We start from the raw sequence: 24,250 nt of genomic DNA, 5'->3' as shown, positions 1-24,250 counted from the left end.
GAAAATGGCATTACGATTGGCAAAATTTCTATTTTTTATCAAAAAAATTACCTAATTCGCTCTGTAATTCAAAATGTGACGTCTCTTTATTATAGACGATTTCCACTTTCAATAAAGAATCATAGCTCGGCAATGGTTGAGGGTCTTTATAAGTGCTCTCAACAAATACGCATTTAGCCACTGTTTTACAATCAAATTCTTCAATCAACGACATTAAACCTAACATCGTTCCACCATTGCGAAGAAAATCATCAATAATTAAAACACGACTACCTGGTTGTAAACTTGCTTTTGATAATTCCATTTTTGAAACACGTTGATGCGACCCTGAAACGTAGTTAACCGAAATCGTAGAACCATCCATATCAGATGAACTTCTTCTCACAACAACATGTGGAATATTTAAGTAACGTGCCACTTCAACACATAAGCCAATTCCTTTGGTTTCGATTGTCACCACTGCATCAAGATTTAACGATTGATATTTAGAGGCAATTAATTTCGCAATCGCATCTAATAATTGCGGTTTTTGTAACATATCAGCTAAATAAACATAGTTTCCTGGTAAAATACGTTTACCAGAAGATAATTCTGCTTGAATTTGTTCCATTAACATTCTTTCTTCTTGTTCCGGTAAAGTTGGTAAATAAATCATGCCACCTTGTACACCAGAAATCGTTTGAAGTGTTCCAAGTTGATTTTGTTGAAATACTTCACGAATAAAATCAATATCTTCACTAATTGAAGATTTTGCACAAGCAAAATAATCTGAAAAATAGGATAAACTGATTAATTGATTGGGGTGAGAAATAAAGTATTGACTAATGTAAACAATTCGCTGATTTCGTTTCGTTTTTTTAGATTGTTGCTCCATCCTTTGACCTCCTACAGCTTGTTTTATATCTAGTATATCAAAAGTACTAATGATATTACATATAATCTAGTGGAAAGTTCGTGAAATTTATATATTTTCACTTGATGAATCACAAATACCCCCAATCAATACGAACGATTCACCTTGATTGGAGTTCTATTTTATTTAAATTGTTCTGACCAAGCAACAGGATTTTGATACCATTCTTCCAATGTTGCTTTATACTCACTTAAAGATGCTTGTTCGGTTGCGACATCAATTAAAGCACGATAATTGGATAGCGTATATAAAGGAAGTTGATGCTTTGCAAATGCTTGTTGCCCTGATGCTAGTAAATAATTAAAAACAGCCACACAACCGAGTACTTCTGCTCCTTCAGCTTTCACAAATTCTGCCGCTTGTATTACACTTTTTCCCGTACTAATTAAATCTTCAATCATGACCACTTTACTATTTTGCTCAAGTTTACCTTCAATCGCACTTTTCGTTCCATGAGCCTTAGCACTCGAACGAACATAAATCATCGGTAAATTCATCAAATGAGCCACAAAAGCTGCATGTGGAATCCCAGCTGTTGCTGTTCCAGCAATTACTTCTACATCAGGAAAGTGTTGCTTAATTAATTTAACCATTGCTTGTGCAATTTCAAGCCGAATATCAGGATAGCTCATAATTAAACGATTATCACAATAAATAGGTGCTCTTAACCCACTCGTCCAAATATAAGGTTCTTTAGGATTCAAGTTAACGGCTCCAATCGCTAATAAATGTGCTGCTATTGTTTGTTCCATTTTAATTCTTCCCGTCCTTTATTAAATTCTTCTTTCATCGCATCATATACGGCAACTGGATTACTAGCTTGGGTAATCGGACGTCCGACTACAATATAATCACTGCCATTTAAAGCAGCTTGGTAAGGCGTCGTGACACGTGTTTGGTCATCACTTCCCATGACATAAGACGTATTACGAATCCCCGGCGTTACTATCACGATAGAATCATCTATCTGCTTTCTTAATAACTCAGCTTCTAAGGGCGAACAAACAATACCGTCAGCCCCAGACTCAATTGCTACTTGAGCATAATGGAGTACACTTACCTTTAAAGGAACTGAAATTAACAATTCATCTTGCAATTGTTCTTGAGATAGGGACGTCAATTGTGTTACTGCTAATAATTTAGGTTTGGGTTGTCCTTGAATTGTCCCAGACTCCAATCCACGCTTAGCTGCACGAATCATTTCACTCCCACCACTTGCATGAATCGTAACCATTGAGATACCTTTACTTGCAAGTATTCTCATCGCTGATTCCACTGTATTGGGAATATCATGTAATTTTAAATCCAAGAAGATTTTATGCCCTTTTGATAATAACTGTTCGATAAGAGCATTGCCCTCTTGATAGTAGAGTTCCATGCCCACTTTAATATTCAACGCTTGATTATCAAACTGACTTAAAAACGCTAAACACGCTTCTTGATTCGGAAAGTCTAAGGCAATAATCGGACTATTCGCTAACATTTTAACATCCTCCCTACAAAAAAAACTTTCTGGTACTCAAAAAGCCCAGAAAGTTATCTTTGTATCAGAAAAATATTATTCAACATTAATCAGTTACTTGAATGCTTCTCGAACATTTTTAAAGTACGCTGTATTCACAGTCATTTTACTCATCATTCGCCTTAAAGTCAATGACTGAATTAACAGATTAGTATAAATTCAAGTATTTATCTAATTCCCATTGCGTTACTTGTTTTTGATATGAGAAGTATTCAATTGTTTTTTCAGCAATAAAGTTTTGAGCAATATGCTCACCTAATGCATCTAAAATAACAGGTTCTTTTTTCAATTCTTTTAATGCTTCACGTAATGAACCCGGTAAATCATCAACACCCTCAGCTAATCGTTCTTCACGAGTCATCGTATAAATATTACGATCCACTGCTAATGGTGGTTCAATTTTATCTTCGATTCCTTTTAGCCCTGCTGCTAATAAAACAGATAAAGCTAAATATGGGTTGGCAGACGGATCTACACTTCTTACTTCTACACGTGTTGAATTTCCTCTAGCAGCTGGAATACGAATTAATGGTGAACGATTTTGCCCACTCCATGCAATATAAACAGGGGCTTCGTATCCAGGAACCAATCGTTTATATGAGTTCACTAATGGATTACAAATAGCTGTATATGCACGAGCATATTTTAATAAACCACCAATGAAGTATTTAGCTGTTTGTGATAAACCGTCTTCTGCCTCAGCATCATAAAAAGCATTTCCCTCTTCGGTAAATAACGATAAATTACAGTGCATACCCGAACCTGCGATACCAAATACCGGTTTTGGCATAAATGTAGCATGCAAATTATGACGGCGAGCAACTGATTTAACGATTAATTTAAATGTTTGAATATAATCACAAGCACGAATCGCATCACTATATTTCCAATCAATTTCATGTTGGCCAGATGCAACTTCATGGTGACTCGCTTCAATTTCAAATCCTAAATCTTCCAACTCTAATACAATATCACGACGGCAGTTTTCTGCTAAATCATTTGGAGCTAAATCAAAATAGCCACCTTCATCATTCAAATTCATTGTTGGTTTTCCATTTTCATCTAACTTGAATAAGAAAAATTCTGGTTCTGGCCCTAAATTAAAACTCGTAAAGCCCATATCCGTCATTTTCTTTAAAATACGTTTCAAATTACCACGTGGGTCACCAGAAAACGCTACTCTATCAGGTGTTTCCACATCACAAATCAAACGTGCAATGCGACCTTTTCCTTGATGTTCTTCCCAATTAAATGTTAACCAAGTCGAATAATCTGGAATTAAATACATATCACTTTCTTCAATCCGTACAAATCCCTCGATTGAAGACCCGTCAAACATCATCTGATTATCTAACGCTTTTTCTAATTGAGAAATCGGTACCTCAACATTTTTAATTCTTCCGGTAATATCCGTAAACATTAAACGAATATAGCGTACATTTTTCTCCTTAGCATCTTTTAAAATTGCTTCTTTAGTCCAAGTCATTCTTTTGTCCTCCATTAATGTTAAAATCTCATTCTAATATCTAATTCATCTTGCAAAATACGTCGTACATCTTGGTCTGTTAATAATTGATGAGTCGTTGAACTATCATTGTGAGTTATCTTATGATAATGTTTTTGAATACCTTTTAATGTCATTCCGTCATCAATCATATCCATTATTTCTAGCAAACGGTCAATATCATTCAATGAATATAGTCGACGATTTGTTTCAGTTCTTTCAGGTGAAATTAAATGATAGTCTTCATAATATCGAATTTGCCTTGCAGTTAAACCGGTCAATCTCATCACCGTTCCGATCGGAAATATGGCTAAAGATTTTTTTAATTCTTTATGTGCCATCATGATAACCTCCTAAAATTTTATCCTTATTATATGAGTAAACATTCCATGCGTCAACGAAAACCTTACTTACTGTGTAATGTTTTATTACATGTTGTATATGTTACAATTTTTTAAAATTTTTTCCTATCCGTGTTTCAAACTTAAGTTTTATGTTACACTAAGCTATAATATTAATATAATCGGAGGTTTTTATGCAACGAAAGATGCATCGAACTATGACTATTCTCACTTTGAGCGTATTATTGTTTGGCTTAATTTCTATTAATGCTTTGAAAGAAGAATCGGAGCAAAAAATTCAGAGTGATTTAGTAGAGAGTACTACTCAAACTACTACTATCACTCAAACGACTGAATCAGTCACTCATGAAACCACGACAGTAGCTGAAATCAAAAGTAATATTACTGATGTTTTAAATCATTCAAATTTATACGATAAAAAATTAGTAGATAAAATCTCAACATTAATCAAGGATAATTATGGTAATTCCTATTTTCAGGCACAAGACGATATTATTGACGCCATCAAAAATGCCAACATGGATATTGAAGAAAGTGGATTTTTATTCTTACCTAAGCATCCAGCCAAAGAAACAGATACTATCAATAAACAATTAGATATTCCACTCCTGCTCCAAAAAGATGTAAAATGGCGAACAACATCCTATGGTACTAATACAACCAATCAATTAGGAGAAAATGGATGTGCCATTGTTTCACTTGCAATGGTAGACAGTTATTACAAAAACAAAATTATTGAACCACAAGAAATTATCAAATGGAGTGGGAATGATTACTATCTCCATAATCAAGGTACTTCTTGGCAAATCTTCTATGATTTCGCTATGGAACATGGTTATTACTTTGAAAATTTTGGATCTGATTTTTACGCTGCCATGCAAGCCGTACAAGACGGCAAAGTAATTATCGCCTCTGTTAGTCCGGGTCACTTTACAGAAGTTGGTCACATTTTAATTATTCGTGGCTATGACGGTGAAAAAGTCTATGTCAACGACCCAAATGATAATGCTCAAAAAATGTTTAGTCTTCAAGGGATTGATTCTTCTATCTTTTTAAATGAAGGGCTGAATTACTGGGCGATATATCGATAATGTTTACCTGACTTAGTTCCCACGAAAAGAGGATTTCAATTATGAATTATCAAAAAAACACAACAATAGCTGCACAAGGGGCAGCTATTGGTATTTGTGTGTATTTAATTTTAGCCATATTAAAATTAATTGCTGGTCACTACTTTCATTCAATCTCATTACATGCTGACGGATTGAATAATTTATCCGATATATTTACTTCCTTATCGGTATTCGTCGGGCTTCAATTATCAAAAAAACCAGCCGACGATGATCATCATTTCGATCATTCAAAATTTGAAACATTAGCTAGTTTTATTACTGCCGTTATTATGTTTACAATTGGATTTGAAGTGTTTACAAGTAGTATTTCACGATTAATTACGCAAGATTACATTCAAACAGATATAAAAGCTATCTATGTATCTCTTATTTCAATGATTGTGTTATCTTTAACAAGACAATACATTAAAAAAATGGCAATTAAAACAAAGAGTCTTGGATTAAAAGCAACAGTTGCCGATATGAGAAATGATTTAATCATCAGTATAGGAACTTTGATTGGTGCAATGGGGACAAAGATTAATCTACCATTTCTAGATACCGTTATTTCAGTTATTGTTTCTTTATTAATTATTCGTACTGCTTTTGATATTTTTAAAGAATCTTCCTTTGTATTATCAGACGGTTTTGATAAAGAAGAACTTCAAAAATATCATGCAAGCATTATTAAACATCCAAGAGTATTCAATGTTCCAAATTTACGAGCACGTTTAAGTGGTAATAAAATATATGTAGATGTTACCATTGAAATTGACGGAAATCTGTCAGTTATTGAATCACATAATATTACGGAAGACATTGAACGAATTTTATCGTATAATTATAGTGTGTATGATTGCGATGTGCATGTTGAACCATACCATCATAATAAATGACGAAATGAGGTAAAAAAATGACATCTGTTGTTGTTGTAGGTACTCAGTGGGGCGATGAAGGAAAAGGAAAGATTACTGATTTTCTCAGTGAAAATGCTGAAGTGGTAGCACGCTATCAAGGTGGCGATAATGCTGGCCATACCATCAAATTTGACGGTAAAACTTATAAATTACATCTTATCCCTTCCGGTATATTCGCTAAGGATAAAATAAGTATTATTGGAAATGGCGTTGTAGTCAATCCAAAATCAATTGTAGAAGAACTTAATTATCTTCATCGAGAAGGTGTTGCAACTGATAATTTAAGAATATCATCACGTGCTCACGTAATTTTACCTTATCATATTGAATTAGATAAAGCTCAAGAAGCATCTAAGGGAGATAACAAAATTGGAACTACCAATAAAGGAATTGGCCCAGCGTACATGGATAAAGCTGCACGTGTCGGTATCCGTATTGCAGATTTATTAGATAAAAGTATTTTTGAAGAAAGACTTCGCATTAACTTAGCTGAAAAAAATAATTTAATCGTGAAGTTGTATGGTGGTGAACCATTGAAATTTGAAGATATTTTCGAAGAGTACTATGAATATGGTCAACAGATTAAACAATATGTAACGGATACATCTGTTATTTTAAACGATGCGATTGACCAAGGCAAACGTGTATTATTTGAAGGTGCACAAGGTGTTATGTTGGATATTGATCAAGGAACTTATCCATTTGTTACATCTTCAAATCCTGTTGCTGGTGGAGTTACTATAGGTAGTGGTGTAGGCCCTTCTAAAATCGATACTGTCATCGGTGTATGTAAAGCCTATACTTCACGTGTAGGTGACGGCCCATTCCCTACTGAATTATTTGATGAAATTGGAAATACCATTCGTGAAGTAGGACGTGAATACGGAACAACTACTGGACGTCCTCGCCGTATTGGCTGGTTTGATAGTGTTGTTATGCGACACTCTCGTCGTGTATCGGGTATTACCCATTTATCATTAAATAGTATCGACGTTCTAACTGGTTTAGAAACTATTAAAATTTGTACAGCGTACCAAACAAGTACAGGTGAAGTTATCGAATACTATCCAGCAAGTTTAAAAGTCTTAGGTGATTGTCAACCTATATACGAAGAATTACCAGGCTGGACAGAAGATATTACTCAATGCAAGCGATTTGAAGAACTTCCAGCGAATGCACAAAATTATGTGCGTCGCATTACTGAATTAGTTGGTGTCAAATTAGCTACATTATCTGTCGGCCCTGATCGTACCCAAACAATGATTCTTGATTCAGTTTGGCGATAATCAATTCACAATATAACAAATACTCCATACTTAGATGACATTCTAAATATGGAGTATTTTAATTTATTATCCAAATGAATTAATCGGTGGTTCTGGCATATACGTCAAACTAGAAAATTTATTATACTCTTTTGTAAAGAGTAATCGTACTGTATCACGAGCACCACTACGATTTTTAGCTAAAATCACTTCAACACTATTATCCGGTAAATCATCTGTTTTTTCGGTTTCTTCATCGCCTTCTTGTTGATGATAATCTTCACGATATAAAAATGCCACAATATCTGCGTCTTGTTCTATCGAACCAGATTCTCGAATATCGCTTAACATCGGTCGTTTATTTTGTCGATGTTCTAATCCCCTTGATAATTGCGATAGAGCAATAATCGGCACACTTAATTCTTTCGCTAATTTCTTCAATTGACGTGAAATTTCTGATACTTCTTGTTGTCGGTTTTCTCTACCATTTCCCTCGATTAATTGCAGATAATCAATCACAATTAAACCTAAATCTGGATTTTCTTGTTTAAGCCTTCTACACTTTGCACGAATTTCATTCACTCGAATACCAGCTGTATCATCAATAAAAATCGGTGCATTTTTTAAAGTATCCGTTGCAACTGTCAAACTATTCCATTCATCATCAGTGAGTTGTCCTGTTTTTAAATTTCCAGCGTGAATATTTCCCTCAGCACAAATCATTCGATAGACCATATCAATGGCACCCATTTCAAGCGAGAAAATAACAACTGGCACTTTTGATTTCGTCCCAACATTTTGTGCAATATTTAAAGCAAATGCTGTTTTACCAACAGACGGACGAGCAGCTAAAATAATTAGTTGGTCAGGTTGAAATCCACTTGTAAGCCTATCTAAATCAATATATCCAGACGGCAATCCTACAATTTCTCGTTTCTCTTCTGAGAGTTTAATAATTCTATCAAACGCTTCTTTAATTAAACGATTCATCTCTTGTGGCTTATTACTTTGATTATTTTCACCGATAGATAAAATTAGCTTTTCACTTCGGTCTAACACATCTTGAATATTTTCTTCTGCTTGAAAAGCGTCCGACATAATCGTTGTTGATGCCGCAATTAATTTCCGTAAAATGGATTGATTTTTTACAGTGACTGCATACGTTTCAGTATAGTAGACAGACGGTGCTCTCGAAATAATTTCAGCTAAATATTCTTCACCACCTGCATTTTCTAGTGCATCTGTGGCATTCAAAGAAATCATCAATGTACCGTAGTCGAATGAACCATCTCGGTCAAATACACGCTCCATTGCCTCAAAAATTAATTGATGTGCTCGCTTATAAAAATCATCTACTTGTAAAATAGCTTGTACCGTTCCAATTTTTGTTGGATCAATTAATAATGCCCCTAATACTGATTGCTCAGCTAAAATATCATGTGGCATTTCACGTTCTTCTGATAATAATTGCACAATAACACCTTCTTTCTTAACCCTTAATAAGTGTACTAAAATATACATTAACTTGCAATGTATAAACAATTAAAAAGAAACGACAGTCACTGACACTATCGTTTCTCTATTTCAACTCTAAGCTTCAACTACATGAACATTAATCTTCGCTGTCACATCATGATGTAATTTAACTTCAACATGATGATAACCTAATGCAGATAAGTTTTGTTCTAATTGAATTTTACGCTTATCAATTTCAATTTTATATTGCTTATTCAATTCTTCTGCAATTTGTTTTGTTGGAATCGTACCGAATAATCTTCCGTCTCCAGCTTTTGCTTTAATCACAACGACTGTTTTTTCATCTTCGATTTGTTTCTTTAATTCTTTTGCTTCTTGTAATTCTTCTTCAGCTTTTTTAGCTTTAAAAGCATTCTCAGCTTTCAATTGACTCATTGCTGCATTATCAGCTAACTTTGCTAAACCATTTTTAATTAAAAAGTTTCTTCCGTATCCTTCTGATACTTCAATAACTTGGCCTTTTTTCCCTTGTTTTTTTACATCTGATAATAAAATAACTTTCATCGATTAATCCCGCCTATTCTCTATTTTTTCTAATAATAATTGTTTTACTTCTTCAACGGTAACTTGGTCAATCTGAGTAGCTGCATTCGACAAGTGACCACCACCACCTAAAGACTCCATAATTTTTTGAACATTGACTTGCCCAATACTTCTTGCACTAATAGCTACGGTATCAGCACTTCTACGATAAATAACGAATGACGCTTCTACATGTTTTAAATTCAACATATTATCTGCTGCTTGAGCTGCTGTTATGTTATCAATAATCGTTTCATCTGTTCCACATGAAATAGCATATTCATCATAAACAATTTCAGTCTTTTCAATTAAATGATTTCGTTTTTTAACGAGTTCTAAATCTTCTTTTAAAATCCGTTGAATTTGTTCCGTATCAGCACCTCGACCTTTTAAATAGCTCGCTGCATCAAAAGTACGTGACCCTGTACGATTTGAAAAATTATTCGTATCGACAATAATACCAGCTAATAATGCTGTCGCTTCAAAATGATTTAATGACTCAATCGTATTTCGCATATTCATAAAGAATTCCGTAATTAATTCCCCAGTAGAAGACGCATACGGCTCAATATAAGTTAAAACCGACTGAGCAGGAAAATCTTCACTACGTCTATGATGATCAATGATAACCGTATTATATCCTTTTAAAATCAGTTCTTTCGCTTCTGATAAAGATGGACGATGATGATCGACTAAAATAATCAATGTCTTTGATGACATATATTCACGCACAGAATCATGATTTAAAAAGATATTTTTCAAATTATAACTGATTTGTGGACTGGAAAGCAATTGTTGAATATCCGAATTAAATTGCGACTCATTAACAATGATTTTAGCCATTTTACGTTGTTCTGTCACAATTTTATAGATACCTAATGCCGAACCAATTGAATCCATATCTGGATAGACATGTCCTGCAATCAAAACATTGCTCGCTTGCTTAATTTGATTAATGAGTGCTTGATAAACTAATTTAGAACGAGTATTGGTACGATTCCCTTGTAGTTGTGTTTCACCACCATAAAATCTTGCTGATTCATCATTTGCCTTTACAACAATTTGATCGCCACCACGAGCTAAAGCTAAGTCTAAATTGAATTGAGCCTCTTTGGCTAAATCGCTGATCACAAACTGTTCAACATTCGCATAAGCAATACCTAAACTAAATGACAAAGGACTATTTTTTGAATGATAATCATCACGCAATTCACTAAAAAATTTGAATTCAAATTCCTCTATTTTTTCCAATGCTACTTTATTTAATAGCATCATATATTTATCATCTTCAATACGTTTCAAATAAACATCAAACTCTTGCGCCCATTCATTCAATTTCGTGACTAATGTTGCATCAAAATCAGCTACTTCTTGATCATTCAAGGATTGAACTAATTCATCATAATCATCAATCAATAAATAGCCAAAGACTAATTGATTATATTTTTTATATTCAATAATTTCATTTTCTTTTTCAAAATCAATCCAATAAATAGTCTTTACATCTGACTTATGTGCTATTTTATACGTTTTTCCTGAAAATTTTATAATATCCCAAGTATCACTTAAACTTAAAATTTTTGTAAATTCATCTGAAAGTTGTTCGAGTTTTTTTCCTACAATATCATTTTTATTAATAATGGATAGAGCAGAATGATTTCCCCATACCACACGATTTTCTTCATCATACATCAATATACCAATTGGAGTGTGATTCATGACATCATCTTTAATATTATCTAAGTTCATTACTAATTTACCAGCTACTTCATTAACGCTAAATATAAAGCGATTAATATTATAGGCTAATAAAACTACAATGAGTAGAAAGAGTACGAATAATAGAATCCCAATTTCCCACTTACGAACAAATGCAATCATCGTAATCAATAAATATAGGACACTCACACTATAAATTTGCCAACTAAAACTCAACTCATGAAATTGTTGTAATATTTTCAAAATCTTTTCTTTCTTAATATTAACACCTCTATTCATTGTATTAATTATACCATATTTTTTCATTTCATTCTATCTCTACTAAATTGTTTCACGTGAAACAAAAAAGGTGTACTCTGAAACAGAATACACCCTATCATTATTAGTCTTGTACTGTAAATGGTAATAAGCCCATAATTCTTGCACGTTTAATTGCTAATGTTAAAGCACGTTGATGTTTCGCACAAGTACCTGTTACACGACGAGGTAAAATTTTACCTTTTTCTGAGATGAATCGTTTTAATAATTCAACATCTTTGTAATCAGGATGATCAATATGGTTAGCACAGAAGAAACATACTTTTCTTCTGCGTCTTCCGCCACGACGTTGACCCATGTTTATTCCTCCTTATCGATTCTAGCTTTTCTAGAATTAGAATGGTAAATCATCTTCCGATAAATTTATCGGTCCACCGTCTGAAAATTCAGAGAATGGAGAACTATTTTGATTATAATCATTATTCAATGAATAATTGTTGTGATTTTGGAAACTATTATTAGATGGCTGAGAATATGAATTACCACCAAAATCATTTTGTGATCGTTGTTCACTTTGAGCACGAGTTTCAATAAAGTAAAAATTATTGACTACGACTTCTGTAACATAGACCTTTTGACCTTGTTGATTTTCATAATTCCGAGTTTGGATTCGACCATCGACTGCAATTTGCGAACCTTTTCTCGTATATTGAGCTAATGTTTCAGCTTGCTTTCTCCAAATCACACAGTTGATAAAATCTGCCTCACGCTCACCTTGTTGATTTTGAAAAGTACGATTTACAGCAAGTGTAAAAGTACCAACAGCTGTTCCAGAAGAAGTATGTCTTAACTCTACATCTCTAGTTAAACGACCTATTAGTTGTACATTATTCATTTCGAAATCCTCCTTCAAAGTGTTTCACGTGAAACATTATTAGTCTTCGATTTTAACGATCATGTGACGTAAAATATCACGACTAATACGAGCTAAACGAGCAAATTCATCAATACCTTTTGCATCTGTTGCTTCAACGTTTACTAAGTGGTAAATACCTTCTTTGTAATCGTTAATTTCATATGCAAAACGTTTTTTCGCCCAGTCTTTAGACTCAACAACTGTAGTTCCATTATCTCTTAAAATTCCATCAAAACGTTCTACTAATTCTTTCTTAGCATCATCGTTCATATCAGGACGAATAATGTATAAAATTTCATACTTAGTTGGTTGACTCATAACTGCACCTCCTTTTGGTCTTTTCGGCTCTTAATGAGCAAGGAGTGGATAGCATTGCTGCTAAATACTCACATTTCTATATTATACTCTTTTTAAAAATATGTTTCAACACATATTATGCAATTATTTGCGTACTATTCTTTATTTTTGCTTATTTTTTTGAATATTCTCAATTATTCCGATTATTCATCACTAACATCGATTGTTTCTACTTCTTCATCTAAATTATCTGAACGTAAAATTTTAGTTACAGAACTTACAATCGACTCGTCATCAACTCGAATCATTTTAACGCCTAATGTCGCACGTGATGTTTTTGAAATACTATCAACAGTAAATCGGATAACAATACCTTGATCCGTCATCAACATTAAATCTTCTGCCTCTGGATCATTAATCGTTACAATACCTGCTAATTTTCCACTCTTCTGACTGATTTTAGATGTTTTCACACCCATACCACCACGTTTTTTAACGGGATATTCTTCAGCAGATGTTCGTTTACCATATCCATTTTCAGTGACCACTAAGACTTCACTATTATCATCTAATAATGCAGCACCTACTACATAATCACTTGAACGTAATTTTATACCACGTACACCAGTCGCAGTTCGTCCCATTACACGAATATCTTCTTCGTTAAATACCATAGCATACGCATCATGCGTTCCGATAATAATATTTTTAGTACCGTCGGTTACGAGTACTTGTATTAATTCATCATCTTCTCGCATATTAATCGCACGTAATCCATTATTACGAATACTTGCATAATCACTCGCATGAGAACGTTTAACGACCCCTTGCTTAGTCACAAAGAATAAATAATTATCTTTAGTATCTTCTGCACGAATACAGATTAACTCTTTTACAAATTCATCTTTTTCGATATTGATTAAATTAACAATTGGCAAACCTTTTGCTGAACGTCCATATTCTGGGATGTCATAGCCTTTCGTGCTATACACTTTACCTAAATTAGTAAAGAATAATAAAGTATCATGAGTAGAACATGAAATCATCGACTTAATGGTATCATCTTCACCTAAGCCCATACCTTTGACACCACGACCTCCACGATTTTGTACTTGGAATTCATCTTCAGTCATTCGTTTAATATAACCATTATCCGTTAAAGCGATAAGGACATTCTCTTCTTCGATTAAATCTTCATCTTCAATATTGGTTAATTCACCCACACGTAATTCAGTACGGCGTTCGTCATTAAATCTTGTTTTAATATCTTGCAATTCATCTTCGATAATTTCCAAAATACGCACTTCACTACCTAATATTTCCGTTAAATGACGAATTAATTCCATTAAATCATTATATTCTTTATCAATTTTTTCTCTTTCAAGTCCTGTTAAGCGAACAAGACGCATATCTAAAATCGCCTGTGCTTGAATAGGTGATAAGTCAAAACGTTCAATTAAAGTATTTTTAGCCGTTTCTGGCTCACGTGAGCTTCGAAGTATCGAAATCACTTCATCAATGACATCTAATGCCTTACGTAATCCTTCTAAAATATGAGCTCTATCTTCTGCCTTTTTCTTTTCAAAAGCTGTCCTGCGACGAATAACTTCCACTTGATGATCTAAATATTTAGATAAAATATCTTTTAATCCTAAAATTTTAGGAACACCTTTATCAATGGCTAACATATTAAATCCAAAAGAAACTTGCAATGATGTGTATTTATATAAATTATTTAATACAACACTAGCACTCGTATCACGACGCACATCAATCACTACACGCATACCTTCACGACCTGATTCATCTGCGACATATGTGATACCTTCAATACGTTTCTCACGTGCTAATTCAGCAATTCTTTCAACCATTTTAGCTTTGTTCACACCATACGGAATTTCCGTAACAATAATCCGTTCACGGTCTCCAGATAATTGCTCAATTTCAACTCGACTTCTAACAATAATTTTTCCTTTACCTGTTTCATAGGCTTTTCGAATACCCGATTTTCCCATAACAATAGCCCCTGTTGGAAAATCCGGCCCAGGTAAAACTTCCATTAATTCACTGACAGTAGCATCGGGATTTTTCATTAAAATACTTAATGCATCAATCACTTCACCTAAATTATGTGGTGGAATATTCGTCGCCATACCGACAGCAATTCCACTCGTTCCATTAACTAATAAATTAGGGAAACGAGCTGGTAAAACCACTGGTTCTTTTTCTTCTTGCGAATAATTATCTTGAAAATCAATCGTGTCCTTATTAATATCTTTTAACATCTCTAAGGTGATTTTACTCATTCGTGCTTCCGTATAACGCATCGCAGCAGCACCATCGCCGTCGACTGAACCAAAATTTCCATGTCCGTCCACTAACATTTGACGATAACTAAAAGGTTGTGCCATACGAACCATTGCTTCATAAATCGCACTATCACCATGTGGGTGATATTTTCCCATAACATCTCCAACAATACGTGCTGATTTTTTATATGGTTTATCAGGTGTTACGCCTAATTCATTCATACCATATAAAATTCGACGATGAACCGGCTTTAATCCATCACGTACATCTGGTAAAGCACGTGAAACAATCACACTCATTGCATAATCCAAAAAAGATGTACGCATCTCGTCAGGTAAGTTTACAGCTTCAAATTCTCGCCGTTGATCAAATTGTTCACTCATACTTTTATCCTTTCATGCCCATTAAATATCCAAATTCTGAACATATACTGCATTTTTTTCAATAAATTCACGTCTAGGTGCCACTTCATCACCCATTAACATATCCATTACTTTATCTGCTTCGATTGCATCTTCTACCGATACACGCAACATACGACGATTTTCAGGATTCATCGTTGTTTCCCATAATTGCTCGTAATTCATTTCTCCTAAACCTTTATAACGCTGAATAGAATAACGTGCATCTGGATTATCTGCTTGCCATTGACGTAACTGTTCATCGGTATCTAAATAAATTTCTTTCTTACCTTGTTTTACTTGATATAAAGGCGGCTGAGCGATATAGACATAACCTGCATCTAATAAGGGACGCATATATCGGAAAACGAGCGTCAATAATAAAGTACGAATATGTGCACCATCGACATCGGCATCAGTCATGATAATTAATTTATGATAACGTGCTTTTGATACATCAAACTCACTACCAAATCCTGTTCCCATAGCTGTAAATAGTGAACGTATTTCTTCATTGCTCAATATTTTATCCATAGACGCTTTTTCAACATTCAAGATTTTCCCACGAATCGGTAAAATTGCTTGGAACATACGAGAGCGTCCTTGTTTAGCTGACCCCCCAGCAGAATCCCCTTCAACAATAAATAATTCGCATTGTTCTGGGTCTTTACTTGAACAATCAGCCAATTTCCCAGGTAAATTCGCTATCTCTAATACGTTCTTCTTACGGGTCATTTCACGAGCACGTTTAGCAGCTAATCGAGCCTTGGCCGCTAAAATTCCTTTGTCGACAATCACACGAGCAATCTTTGGATTTTCCATTAAAAATGTTTCAAATCCTGTTGCAAAGACACGTTCGGTAATCGTTCTTACTTCAGAATTTCCTAATTTTGTTTTCGTTTGCCCTTCAAATTGTGGGTCAGGGTGCTTAACAGATAATACTAAGGTTAATCCTTCACGCACATCTTCACCGCTTAAATTTTCTTCATTTTCTTTAATTAAACCGGCTTTACGAGCATAATCATTAATAATACGCGTCAATCCTGACTTAAATCCTGACTCATGAGTTCCACCTTCATGCGTGTGAATATTATTCGCAAAAGATAAAATATTTGTATGATAGGTGTCCGTATATTGCAACGCTAATTCTACTTGAATTCCCTCAACTTCGCCTTCTAAATAAATCGGTTCTTCTACAATTGTTTGCTTATCTTCATTCAAGTATTCAACGTAACTTTTAATTCCACCTTCAAAATAAAAACTATCCTCTGCTTCACGTTCTTCTCGCACATCTTTTATCGAAATACGCAAACCTTTATTTAAAAAGGCGAGCTCACGAATACGTTTCATCAATTTTGAATAATTAAAATCGGTAGTTTCTCTAAAAATTGTCGGATCTGGTAAAAAATTCACTTTTGTTCCAGTCGATTCAGCTTCACCAACAATTTTAACATCGTGAAGTACTTTACCACGTTCAAATGCTTGTTGATGTACTTTACCGTCACGCGATACTTCTACCACTACATGAGTCGATAAGGCATTGACAACCGACGCCCCTACCCCATGCAAACCTCCGGAAACTTTATAGCCTCCACCACCAAATTTCCCTCCAGCATGTAATACAGTAAAGACTGTTTCCATTGCTGGACGACCTGTTTTAGATTGAATATCTACCGGAATGCCTCGTCCGTCATCTACAACGGTAATACTATTATTTTTTTCAATGGTCACTTCAATATGCGTACAATACCCAGCTAATGCTTCATCAATTGAATTGTCCACAATTTCCCATACTAAATGATGTAATCCCTCACCACTCGTTGAACCGATATACATTCCTGGACGTTTTCTAACTGCTTCAAGTCCCTCTAAGACTTGAATCTGATCTGCATTATATTGTTGTTCTTTCGTCATATACAATCTCCCCGTAAAATATAATCTAATCTTTATTCATCCAACGATATACAGCTTACTGAATCAATGGGTATCCTTTAGAACTTGAACCGTTCCATTTTCAATATAAAAAATACTCGGATAATTTAATCGTTGCAACTTTAAGCCTTTAATTGACGCTGTCGTTAAAAATGTTTGTACTTTTCCTTCAATGTACTGCATTAAAAGATGTTGGCGATTATCATCTAACTCTGATAGTACATCATCTAATAATAAAATGGGATATTCTCCCTTTATCTGATTGATAAATTCAATCTCTGCTAATTTAATACTTAACACAATAGTACGCTGTTGGCCTTGAGAGCCAAAAAATTGTGCCGGTTGTTCATTCACATAAAAAATTAAATCATCTCGATGTGGCCCATACGCTGTTACACCCATTTCTTTTTCACGAGAGATTGCCTCATGAAAAAGTTTAGTTAATTGAGTATGTAAATGCTGTTTCTGTTCATAATTCAACTTAGAAGAACTAGAAACATACTCTAATTTCAACGAATCACGTTGATTTGATAAATTAAAATGAATCGGTTGTGCTATTTTTTCTAAATGCGAAATATAATTCAAGCGATAATTAATTACATTCACTGCTTTTTCAATTAATTGCTCGGTTAGAACCTCGAAGTAGATAGAATCAAAAGAGGATTGTCTGCCAAATTGTTTTAAATACTGATTACGCTGCTTTAAGATACGGTTATACTGTAGCAACTCCACCAAATAAATTGGTTGGGATTGACCTATTTCAATATCTAAAAAACGTCTTCTAAGTGCAGGTGACCCTTTGATTAATTGCATATCTTCTGGGGCAAATAAAATGACATTTAATTGTCCTACAAAATGACTGAGTTTTGCCTGCTCAATATGATTAACTTTGGCAACTTTTCCTTTTTTATTCAAAAATAATTCAAGGGGAAGTTCAAAATTATTGGTTTCTACTAAAGCACTAATTTTCGCTCCCTCGGCATCACTTTTAATCAGTTCATAATCTCGATTAGTTCGGTGGCTTTTTGCTAAAGATAATAAAAAAATTGCCTCAACGAGGTTTGTTTTCCCTTGGGCATTTTCTCCTGTAAATATCGTTAATCCGTCATTAAAAGTTAAATCTAAATGTTGATAATTACGATAATTTTGTAGATTTAATTGTTTAATTTTCATTCGACTAATCTTTTTGTACAACTGTAATGGTTAATTGTTCAGCAACTAATTCAATTACATCTCCATTGTATAATTTTTTTCCTCTACGTTGTTCCAATTCATTATTCAATTTAACAGTATGTTCGCTCAAATACCACTTCGCCATACCACCCGATGAGATAATCGACTCGTGTTTTAGTAATTGTCCTAACGTAATAAATTGGTCATGAATTTCAATTGTTTTTTGCTCCATATTTAGCCACCTAGATTCATTAATAATATAGCTTAATTATACCCTTTTTTATTCTAAACTACAAATAATAATAAAATAAAACGTGTTTTTCGATATTTTATTAATAAATAATATATTCCCCTTATTTAATACTATAATCGCTAAAAAGTAGCAAAATTTTCGTTTTCATCGAGTTTAATACTCAAGCAGATTGATTGATATTAGGAAAACAGGGCTGATATGATATAAATATGGAGGTGGCACAGCAAATGTATTATCTATTACTATTTACGGAGGGGATACTAACATTTCTTTCACCCTGTTTATTACCGATGATTCCCCTTTACATCACCTTTATAACAGGGCAGCAACAGGCATTCGTTTCCAAAAAGCAAATACTTTATCAACTTATTCAATTTATTGCTGGATTCACTTTAATTTTTATAGCATTAAATCTCTTTGTTACTACAATCGGAAAATATTTTCTGATGCATCGTTCAATCATCAATGTATTCATCGGTGTCTATTTAATTTTAATGGGATTTGATTTTTTATTTGGACAAACAATCATGTCAAAATTCATGTCGAATCGAATAATAAATTGGAAACCTACCAACAATCACTTTATATTTGGTGTGATTTTTGCACTAACTTGGACACCTTGTGTGGGTGTTTTTCTATCAGCTGTATTATCACAAGCATTACTTAGTCAACATCTATTTAATTCAACTCTTTTAATATTGGCTTATACACTAGGTTTAAGTGTACCCTTTATACTTCTTACCTTTTTCATGAAAGAAATGAGTCAATCACTAAAGTGGTTAAAAAAACAAATGCCAATCATTCACATTATCAGCTCTATTTTATTAATAATCATTGGTATTTTAATACTAGTCGGTTGGTATGATTATTTATTAACCTTATTAGTATAAATAATCACTGTCATTTCACAGAATAGGAGAGAAACATCAATGAAAAAATTACTAACTTATCTACTAGGATTTATCTTATTATTTACAATTACTTCAATCTTTTATCAACGAGCATCAAAAACAGAGATAAAACTACCTGAGAGTATTGTTTCTAGTGAAACAACACTTACAGAGATAGGAGAAAAAACAACCGAAACCATTGAAACGACTGTTGCTAAAATAATTGGCCCCGATACAACTTTTTTAGATGAACAAGGGAATATACAGCATTTAAATGATAAAAAAGGCAGACCAATGGTGCTCAATTTATGGGCTAGTTGGTGTCCACCTTGTCGTGAAGAAATGCCATTTTTCGCTAATGCCTATCAAACTTATCAACATGATGTTGAATTTATTATGTTAAATGCAATTGGTAGTCGTGATACTGAAACAAAAGAAGTAGCAGATTCCTTTTTAGCTGAAATGGGATTGGATTTACCAATTTATTATGATATTGATAAAAATAATCAATTCCTTTTCGGAGCAACAATTTTTCCGTCAACTGTCTTTTTTGATGAAACAGGACGTGCAGTCAAAACAATTCGTGGCATGATTACTGAAGAACAACTTTTTGAAGAAATTAATGCTTTATTAGGTCAATCATGATATTCTAACATCATAAAAAATAAAAGGGAGTTATCTGCTTGAAAAAATTAATTAACAAAATTATTTTGATTGTCATTATACTAAGTGTCAATTTTCCATCCATTAATGCAAAGGACTGGATATTACCAAAATTAGATAAAAAAGATACGTCTATTCAACAACTAGTGAAATTATTACCTCCACAAGCTCAATTAGATGATCCATTTTTAATATTAATTAATCGAGAAAATTTACTTGAAAGTGAGCCTTATATACCTTTTGTTTATGCTAGTAATGGACTTCCTTATCATGAAGCCTTGCAAGAACCCTTACAACAATTATTTTCAGCAGCTGAACAAGACGGATTTTATTATCAAATTGTTTCGGGATATCGCTCATTTTCGGAACAAGCTTATAATCGCGAAAGTCGTTATTATTCCTATATAAGTGAGGGACTAAGCGAAGCGGAAGCAACTTATCTAACTGATTTATTCTATGCTCCAAGCAATGGTAGTGAACACTCAAGTGGTTTAGCCGTTGATCTTTTAGGAATTAATTGGGGTGGAGAACTATCAGTTGACTATCAATATGATCCGTCTGCTATTTGGTTAGCAGAAAATGCACATCGATTTGGCTTTATTTTAAGATATCTAAACAATAAAACTGATATTACAGGTATTAATTTTGAGCCATGGCATTTTCGATATGTTGGAAATCCACATGCTACTTTTATGCATGAACATCAATTAACCTTAGAAGAATATTTAGCTCTCATTACGATGCGTAACGAACAATTAACTCATTAATTGATAAATAATCCCGTCAAGATAGGTAATTATCTTGACGGGATTATTTTAATAAAACGATTATCCATGAGTTCGAATTGGTGTTAATAATTGTAATAAATTATTATGTGCCAATTCACTTGGTGTAGCTAATTGAATCACAAATGGTCTAACAGCTGATTGAAATTGAATTTTCACATCTGCATTTTCGAATGCTTTTAAAGCGTCCTTCATGTATTCAGCATTGAATGATACTTTTATTTCTTCTCCTTCAATTCGTTCTATTTCAATCTCTTCAGCTACCATACCCATTTCATTTCCTTTTACAAATAAGTTCACTTCACCATTTTCAACAATCATTTGAACTGTTTTATTTGTTCCAGTTGAAAGTAAGGAAGTACGGTCAATTGAATTTAAAAATTGATTTGCATTCAATGTAATTTCCGATACAAATTTTGACGGAATTAAACGTTCGGCATCTGGGAAAATTCCTTCTAGTAAACGTGAATAGATTGTAATGCCGTCTAATGAGAAAATAACTTGTTGTTCGGCAACTACCATAGTTAAGTTTTGTTCATCTTCAGCAATACGCATTAACTCTAACATTGTTTTTTTCGGAACATCAATTGATTCAAATGGTAATGCTTGTTGCCCTTCTAAAAAAGGAATTTCTCTTTTACTTAAACGATGACTATCGGTTGCTACAGCAGATAAATAATCACCATGGTTTGTTAAATGAATACCTGTTAAAACAGGTCGAGTTTCTTGATTTGATGCTGAAAAAATAGTTTGAGCAATTAATTGATTAAAAATAGTCGTTGAAAAAGTAGCACTTACATTCGACTCAATCATTGGTAATTGTGGATAAGAACTTGCATCACCACCAACAATCGTAAAGATTGCTTTCCCAGATTTAACCGTAATCAAAAATTGTGAATTTACTTCAATTTCAAGTGTATTCATCGGTAATTTACGAACAATATCATTAATTAAACGTGCTGGTAAAATAACACTACCAGTTTGTTCAATATTTAATTCATTAAATTCATCTGATGCTAATAAAATACTCTCAATTGAAATATCCGAATTACTACCAATTAAAATTAATTTATCTTGTTGAACTTCTAATTTGATACCTTTTAAAATATCAATCGTTGTTTTACTTGGGACTGCTCGTGTTACATGCGATAGTTGAGTCATAAAGACAGAGCGTTTAATAGTAAATTTCATAAATAACTCCTTTAAATAAATAAATATATATTAATATAACTAAGTAATAATAATAATAAGGGCTGTGAATTGTGTGGAAAAGTAGGTTTAGCAACTGATTTTATCCATTTTTCACTGTGTAGCAGCATGTGAATGAAATGTGGACGACTATCAAAGTTATCCACAAGTCAACCTAAGTATGCGTCAATTGCTGTTTTAGCTCTTCGACATCTTGTTTGATTTTAGCATCGGTTTTTATTGTCTCATCAATCTTTTCATAAGCATGCATCACCGTCGTATGATTTTTATTTCCAAAATCTTCTCCAATTTTTGGATAGGAAATATCTGTCAATTCACGAGATAAATACATGGCAATTTGACGAGGATAGACGATATTTTTTACTCGTTTAGAGCCTTTGATGTCTTCTACAGTAATTTTAAAGTATTTTGCGACATGAGTAATAATATCTTCAATCGTTAATTTCTTTTCTGCTTTACTACCAAATAAGGCAAAAAGTGCTTTAGCAGCTAAATTGACGGATATTTCTTCACCATTCATGGCTGCGTAAGCTAAGACTCTCGTTAAAGCTCCTTCTAATTCACGAATGTTAGAATCAACATTATTCGCTATATAGGTTAATGCCTCAGACGGTATATCTAAATTATCATTTAATGCTTTTCTTCTTAAAATAGCAATTCGCGTTTCTAAGTCTGGGGGGGTAATATCTGTTGAAAGTCCCCATTTAAAACGTGAAATCAAACGATCTTCTAGATTATCAATATTATTAGGTAGTCTGTCACACGTCAATACAATTTGTTTTCCTGCATTAAATAATGCGTTAAATGTGTGGAAAAATTCTTCTTGAATCCGATTTTTATTTGAGAAAAATTGAATATCATCAATGAGTAATACATCAATATCATCTCGGTACATTCGCTTAAATTTTTCCGTTGTATTATAGGTAATACTGGATACATATTCATTCATAAATGTTTCAGTCGTTACATATTTAATACGGGCAGCTGGGTTATTTCGTTTAATTTCATTTCCAATAGCTTGCATTAAATGTGTTTTACCTAACCCTACACCGCCATAGATTAAGAAAGGATTGTAGGTTTTTCCTGGATTATCACAAACGGCTAAGGCAGCACCATTGGCCATTTTATTTTCTTCTCCGACAACAAATGTATCAAAGGTGTAGGAAGGGTTTAAATTCGAATTGGCTGGTGTTACATTATGTATTTCAATATCATTCTGCAATGTATTGACTAAAAAATTATCGGGTGATACGGCACCGACCACAATAAAAATAGGTGTTAGTTCAAAGCCGTAGTGTTCGATACTAAATTGAATGATATAGCCGGATAAATTCTTTTCCCATTGTTGTTTTAAAAGATTATTTGGAACGGATAGAGTAATGGTATTATCGGTAATTCGAGTCGGTTTAACCGGTGCTACCCAATTATTAAATGATGTTTCAGAAAGTATTTCTTTAAAATATTGGGTTACACCAGCCCAAAATTCATCTTTGTTAATCATTCGCTCACCACACAGTCTGTTTTAAATTGATATGTTCTAGTATAGCATAAAATGAGAAGCTGTGGATAACTTTTCTATCCACAAATAAACAATTAAGTTATGAACAGGGAAGAATGGTTTGTGGATAAATTATGTAAGACGTCACGTTATGAACAAGTACTGTGTATAACGCAGTAAATGAAAAACTTGATAAAATAAGGTTTCTCTTACTTATACACATAAAATTGTGGATAAATTTATAACCTGTGAATAAGTTATAATATGTGCATAACCTTGTTAGTAAGTTGTGG

The 24,250-nt window shown here is 33.5% G+C and carries 23 protein-coding genes; 6 read left to right on the top strand and 17 right to left on the bottom strand.

Annotated elements, in window-relative coordinates:
- Nucleotides 1–28: 28 nt before the first annotated feature.
- From purR to JDW14_00095, 5 genes are all read right to left on the bottom strand, one after another.
- The gene (gene purR / locus JDW14_00115; GenBank protein ID QQD65571.1) at nt 29–874 is read right to left on the bottom strand and encodes a pur operon repressor; all 846 of its coding nucleotides are present in this window, start codon (nt 872–874) and stop codon (nt 29–31) included.
- Nucleotides 875–1,035: 161 nt separating this feature from the next.
- Nucleotides 1,036–1,665 carry an orotate phosphoribosyltransferase gene (locus JDW14_00110; GenBank protein QQD65570.1) on the bottom strand — a complete coding sequence of 210 codons (630 nt, stop codon included), beginning with the start codon at nt 1,663–1,665 and terminating at the stop codon, nt 1,036–1,038.
- Nucleotides 1,650–2,396 (bottom strand): orotidine-5'-phosphate decarboxylase, encoded by a 747-nt coding sequence (gene pyrF, locus JDW14_00105; GenBank protein QQD65569.1) that lies wholly within the window; start codon nt 2,394–2,396, stop codon nt 1,650–1,652. The genes JDW14_00110 and pyrF overlap by 16 nt, the downstream gene beginning before the upstream one ends.
- 187 nt (nt 2,397–2,583) lie before the next feature.
- A complete protein-coding gene (gene glnA, locus JDW14_00100; protein ID QQD65568.1) occupies nt 2,584–3,936 on the bottom strand; it encodes a type I glutamate--ammonia ligase in 1,353 nt (450 codons plus the stop codon).
- Between the two features lie 5 nt (nt 3,937–3,941).
- Nucleotides 3,942–4,280 carry a MerR family transcriptional regulator gene (locus JDW14_00095; GenBank protein QQD65567.1) on the bottom strand — a complete coding sequence of 113 codons (339 nt, stop codon included), beginning with the start codon at nt 4,278–4,280 and terminating at the stop codon, nt 3,942–3,944.
- 194 nt (nt 4,281–4,474) lie between these two features.
- Between JDW14_00095 and JDW14_00090 the strand changes: the two genes are divergently transcribed.
- From JDW14_00090 to JDW14_00080, 3 genes are read left to right on the top strand one after another with little or no spacing between them, the layout of a single operon-like run.
- Nucleotides 4,475–5,392: a C39 family peptidase gene (locus JDW14_00090; protein ID QQD65566.1), complete on the top strand. Its 918-nt coding sequence runs from the start codon at nt 4,475–4,477 to the stop codon at nt 5,390–5,392.
- 32 nt (nt 5,393–5,424) lie between these two features.
- Nucleotides 5,425–6,309 (top strand): cation transporter, encoded by an 885-nt coding sequence (locus tag JDW14_00085; GenBank protein ID QQD66456.1) that lies wholly within the window; start codon nt 5,425–5,427, stop codon nt 6,307–6,309.
- Nucleotides 6,310–6,326: 17 nt separating this feature from the next.
- Nucleotides 6,327–7,616, top strand: a complete 1,290-nt coding sequence (locus tag JDW14_00080) for an adenylosuccinate synthase (GenBank protein ID QQD65565.1) — start codon at nt 6,327–6,329, stop codon at nt 7,614–7,616.
- Nucleotides 7,617–7,682: 66 nt separating this feature from the next.
- On the opposite strand, the gene dnaB is transcribed toward JDW14_00080, so the two are convergent.
- The 10 genes from dnaB to yaaA form a co-directional block, all read right to left on the bottom strand.
- Nucleotides 7,683–9,041: a replicative DNA helicase gene (dnaB, locus tag JDW14_00075; protein ID QQD66455.1), complete on the bottom strand. Its 1,359-nt coding sequence runs from the start codon at nt 9,039–9,041 to the stop codon at nt 7,683–7,685.
- A gap of 144 nt (nt 9,042–9,185) precedes the next feature.
- Entirely contained in the window at nt 9,186–9,635 is a 450-nt protein-coding gene (gene rplI / locus JDW14_00070; GenBank protein ID QQD65564.1) for a 50S ribosomal protein L9, read from the bottom strand.
- Nucleotides 9,636–9,638: 3 nt separating this feature from the next.
- On the bottom strand, nt 9,639–11,678 hold the full coding sequence (locus tag JDW14_00065) for a DHH family phosphoesterase (GenBank protein QQD65563.1): 2,040 nt from the start codon (nt 11,676–11,678) through the stop codon (nt 9,639–9,641).
- A gap of 76 nt (nt 11,679–11,754) precedes the next feature.
- On the bottom strand, nt 11,755–11,988 hold the full coding sequence (locus JDW14_00060; GenBank protein ID QQD65562.1) for a 30S ribosomal protein S18: 234 nt from the start codon (nt 11,986–11,988) through the stop codon (nt 11,755–11,757).
- Between the two features lie 36 nt (nt 11,989–12,024).
- The gene (gene ssb / locus JDW14_00055) at nt 12,025–12,525 is read right to left on the bottom strand and encodes a single-stranded DNA-binding protein (protein ID QQD65561.1); all 501 of its coding nucleotides are present in this window, start codon (nt 12,523–12,525) and stop codon (nt 12,025–12,027) included.
- 39 nt (nt 12,526–12,564) lie between these two features.
- A complete protein-coding gene (locus JDW14_00050) occupies nt 12,565–12,864 on the bottom strand; it encodes a 30S ribosomal protein S6 (GenBank protein QQD65560.1) in 300 nt (99 codons plus the stop codon).
- Between the two features lie 182 nt (nt 12,865–13,046).
- Nucleotides 13,047–15,536: a DNA gyrase subunit A gene (gyrA, locus tag JDW14_00045; protein QQD65559.1), complete on the bottom strand. Its 2,490-nt coding sequence runs from the start codon at nt 15,534–15,536 to the stop codon at nt 13,047–13,049.
- 21 nt (nt 15,537–15,557) lie between these two features.
- On the bottom strand, nt 15,558–17,468 hold the full coding sequence (gene gyrB, locus JDW14_00040; GenBank protein ID QQD65558.1) for a DNA topoisomerase (ATP-hydrolyzing) subunit B: 1,911 nt from the start codon (nt 17,466–17,468) through the stop codon (nt 15,558–15,560).
- A gap of 63 nt (nt 17,469–17,531) precedes the next feature.
- A complete protein-coding gene (gene recF, locus JDW14_00035; protein QQD65557.1) occupies nt 17,532–18,659 on the bottom strand; it encodes a DNA replication/repair protein RecF in 1,128 nt (375 codons plus the stop codon).
- A gap of 4 nt (nt 18,660–18,663) precedes the next feature.
- Nucleotides 18,664–18,891, bottom strand: a complete 228-nt coding sequence (yaaA, locus tag JDW14_00030; GenBank protein ID QQD65556.1) for a S4 domain-containing protein YaaA — start codon at nt 18,889–18,891, stop codon at nt 18,664–18,666.
- Nucleotides 18,892–19,139: 248 nt separating this feature from the next.
- On the opposite strand from yaaA, the gene JDW14_00025 reads away from it, so the two are divergent.
- The 3 genes from JDW14_00025 to JDW14_00015 are packed head-to-tail and all read left to right on the top strand — an operon-like array spanning nt 19,140 to nt 21,232.
- Complete coding sequence (locus JDW14_00025) at nt 19,140–19,802, top strand: cytochrome c biogenesis protein CcdA (GenBank protein ID QQD65555.1); 663 nt, start codon at nt 19,140–19,142, stop codon at nt 19,800–19,802.
- Nucleotides 19,803–19,841: 39 nt separating this feature from the next.
- Nucleotides 19,842–20,447 (top strand): TlpA family protein disulfide reductase, encoded by a 606-nt coding sequence (locus tag JDW14_00020; protein QQD65554.1) that lies wholly within the window; start codon nt 19,842–19,844, stop codon nt 20,445–20,447.
- Between the two features lie 38 nt (nt 20,448–20,485).
- Nucleotides 20,486–21,232 carry a M15 family metallopeptidase gene (locus JDW14_00015; protein ID QQD65553.1) on the top strand — a complete coding sequence of 249 codons (747 nt, stop codon included), beginning with the start codon at nt 20,486–20,488 and terminating at the stop codon, nt 21,230–21,232.
- 60 nt (nt 21,233–21,292) lie between these two features.
- On the opposite strand, the gene dnaN is transcribed toward JDW14_00015, so the two are convergent.
- Together dnaN and dnaA are read right to left on the bottom strand one after the other, a co-directional pair.
- Nucleotides 21,293–22,441, bottom strand: coding sequence for a DNA polymerase III subunit beta (dnaN, locus tag JDW14_00010; protein ID QQD65552.1), 1,149 nt, complete (start codon nt 22,439–22,441; stop codon nt 21,293–21,295).
- A gap of 172 nt (nt 22,442–22,613) precedes the next feature.
- A complete protein-coding gene (gene dnaA, locus JDW14_00005) occupies nt 22,614–23,960 on the bottom strand; it encodes a chromosomal replication initiator protein DnaA (protein ID QQD65551.1) in 1,347 nt (448 codons plus the stop codon).
- Between the last annotated feature and the right edge of the window lie 290 nt (nt 23,961–24,250).

This window comes from Aerococcaceae bacterium zg-252 (genome assembly GCA_016237705.1).
Taxonomy (GTDB): Bacteria; Bacillota; Bacilli; order Lactobacillales; family Aerococcaceae; genus Globicatella; species Globicatella yangjingiae.
The sequence above is the reverse complement of the archived record's forward strand: the minus strand, read 5'-3'. Positions and strand labels throughout refer to the sequence as shown.

Bases quoted from the DNA above. Each gene is read 5' to 3' on its own strand.
- purR (QQD65571.1), bottom strand. From the start codon at position 874: ATGGAGCAACAATCTAAAAAAACGAAACGAAATCAGCGAATTGTTTAC.
- JDW14_00110 (QQD65570.1), bottom strand. From the start codon at position 1,665: ATGGAACAAACAATAGCAGCACATTTATTAGCGATTGGAGCCGTTAAC.
- pyrF (QQD65569.1), bottom strand. From the start codon at position 2,396: ATGTTAGCGAATAGTCCGATTATTGCCTTAGACTTTCCGAATCAAGAA.
- glnA (QQD65568.1), bottom strand. From the start codon at position 3,936: ATGGAGGACAAAAGAATGACTTGGACTAAAGAAGCAATTTTAAAAGAT.
- JDW14_00095 (QQD65567.1), bottom strand. From the start codon at position 4,280: ATGGCACATAAAGAATTAAAAAAATCTTTAGCCATATTTCCGATCGGA.
- JDW14_00090 (QQD65566.1), top strand. From the start codon at position 4,475: ATGCAACGAAAGATGCATCGAACTATGACTATTCTCACTTTGAGCGTA.
- JDW14_00080 (QQD65565.1), top strand. From the start codon at position 6,327: ATGACATCTGTTGTTGTTGTAGGTACTCAGTGGGGCGATGAAGGAAAA.
- dnaB (QQD66455.1), bottom strand. From the start codon at position 9,041: ATGCCACATGATATTTTAGCTGAGCAATCAGTATTAGGGGCATTATTA.
- rplI (QQD65564.1), bottom strand. From the start codon at position 9,635: ATGAAAGTTATTTTATTATCAGATGTAAAAAAACAAGGGAAAAAAGGC.
- JDW14_00065 (QQD65563.1), bottom strand. From the start codon at position 11,678: ATGAAAAAATATGGTATAATTAATACAATGAATAGAGGTGTTAATATT.
- JDW14_00060 (QQD65562.1), bottom strand. From the start codon at position 11,988: ATGGGTCAACGTCGTGGCGGAAGACGCAGAAGAAAAGTATGTTTCTTC.
- ssb (QQD65561.1), bottom strand. From the start codon at position 12,525: ATGAATAATGTACAACTAATAGGTCGTTTAACTAGAGATGTAGAGTTA.
- JDW14_00050 (QQD65560.1), bottom strand. From the start codon at position 12,864: ATGAGTCAACCAACTAAGTATGAAATTTTATACATTATTCGTCCTGAT.
- gyrA (QQD65559.1), bottom strand. From the start codon at position 15,536: ATGAGTGAACAATTTGATCAACGGCGAGAATTTGAAGCTGTAAACTTA.
- gyrB (QQD65558.1), bottom strand. From the start codon at position 17,468: ATGACGAAAGAACAACAATATAATGCAGATCAGATTCAAGTCTTAGAG.
- recF (QQD65557.1), bottom strand. From the start codon at position 18,659: ATGAAAATTAAACAATTAAATCTACAAAATTATCGTAATTATCAACAT.
- yaaA (QQD65556.1), bottom strand. From the start codon at position 18,891: ATGGAGCAAAAAACAATTGAAATTCATGACCAATTTATTACGTTAGGA.
- JDW14_00025 (QQD65555.1), top strand. From the start codon at position 19,140: ATGTATTATCTATTACTATTTACGGAGGGGATACTAACATTTCTTTCA.
- JDW14_00020 (QQD65554.1), top strand. From the start codon at position 19,842: ATGAAAAAATTACTAACTTATCTACTAGGATTTATCTTATTATTTACA.
- dnaN (QQD65552.1), bottom strand. From the start codon at position 22,441: ATGAAATTTACTATTAAACGCTCTGTCTTTATGACTCAACTATCGCAT.
- dnaA (QQD65551.1), bottom strand. From the start codon at position 23,960: ATGATTAACAAAGATGAATTTTGGGCTGGTGTAACCCAATATTTTAAA.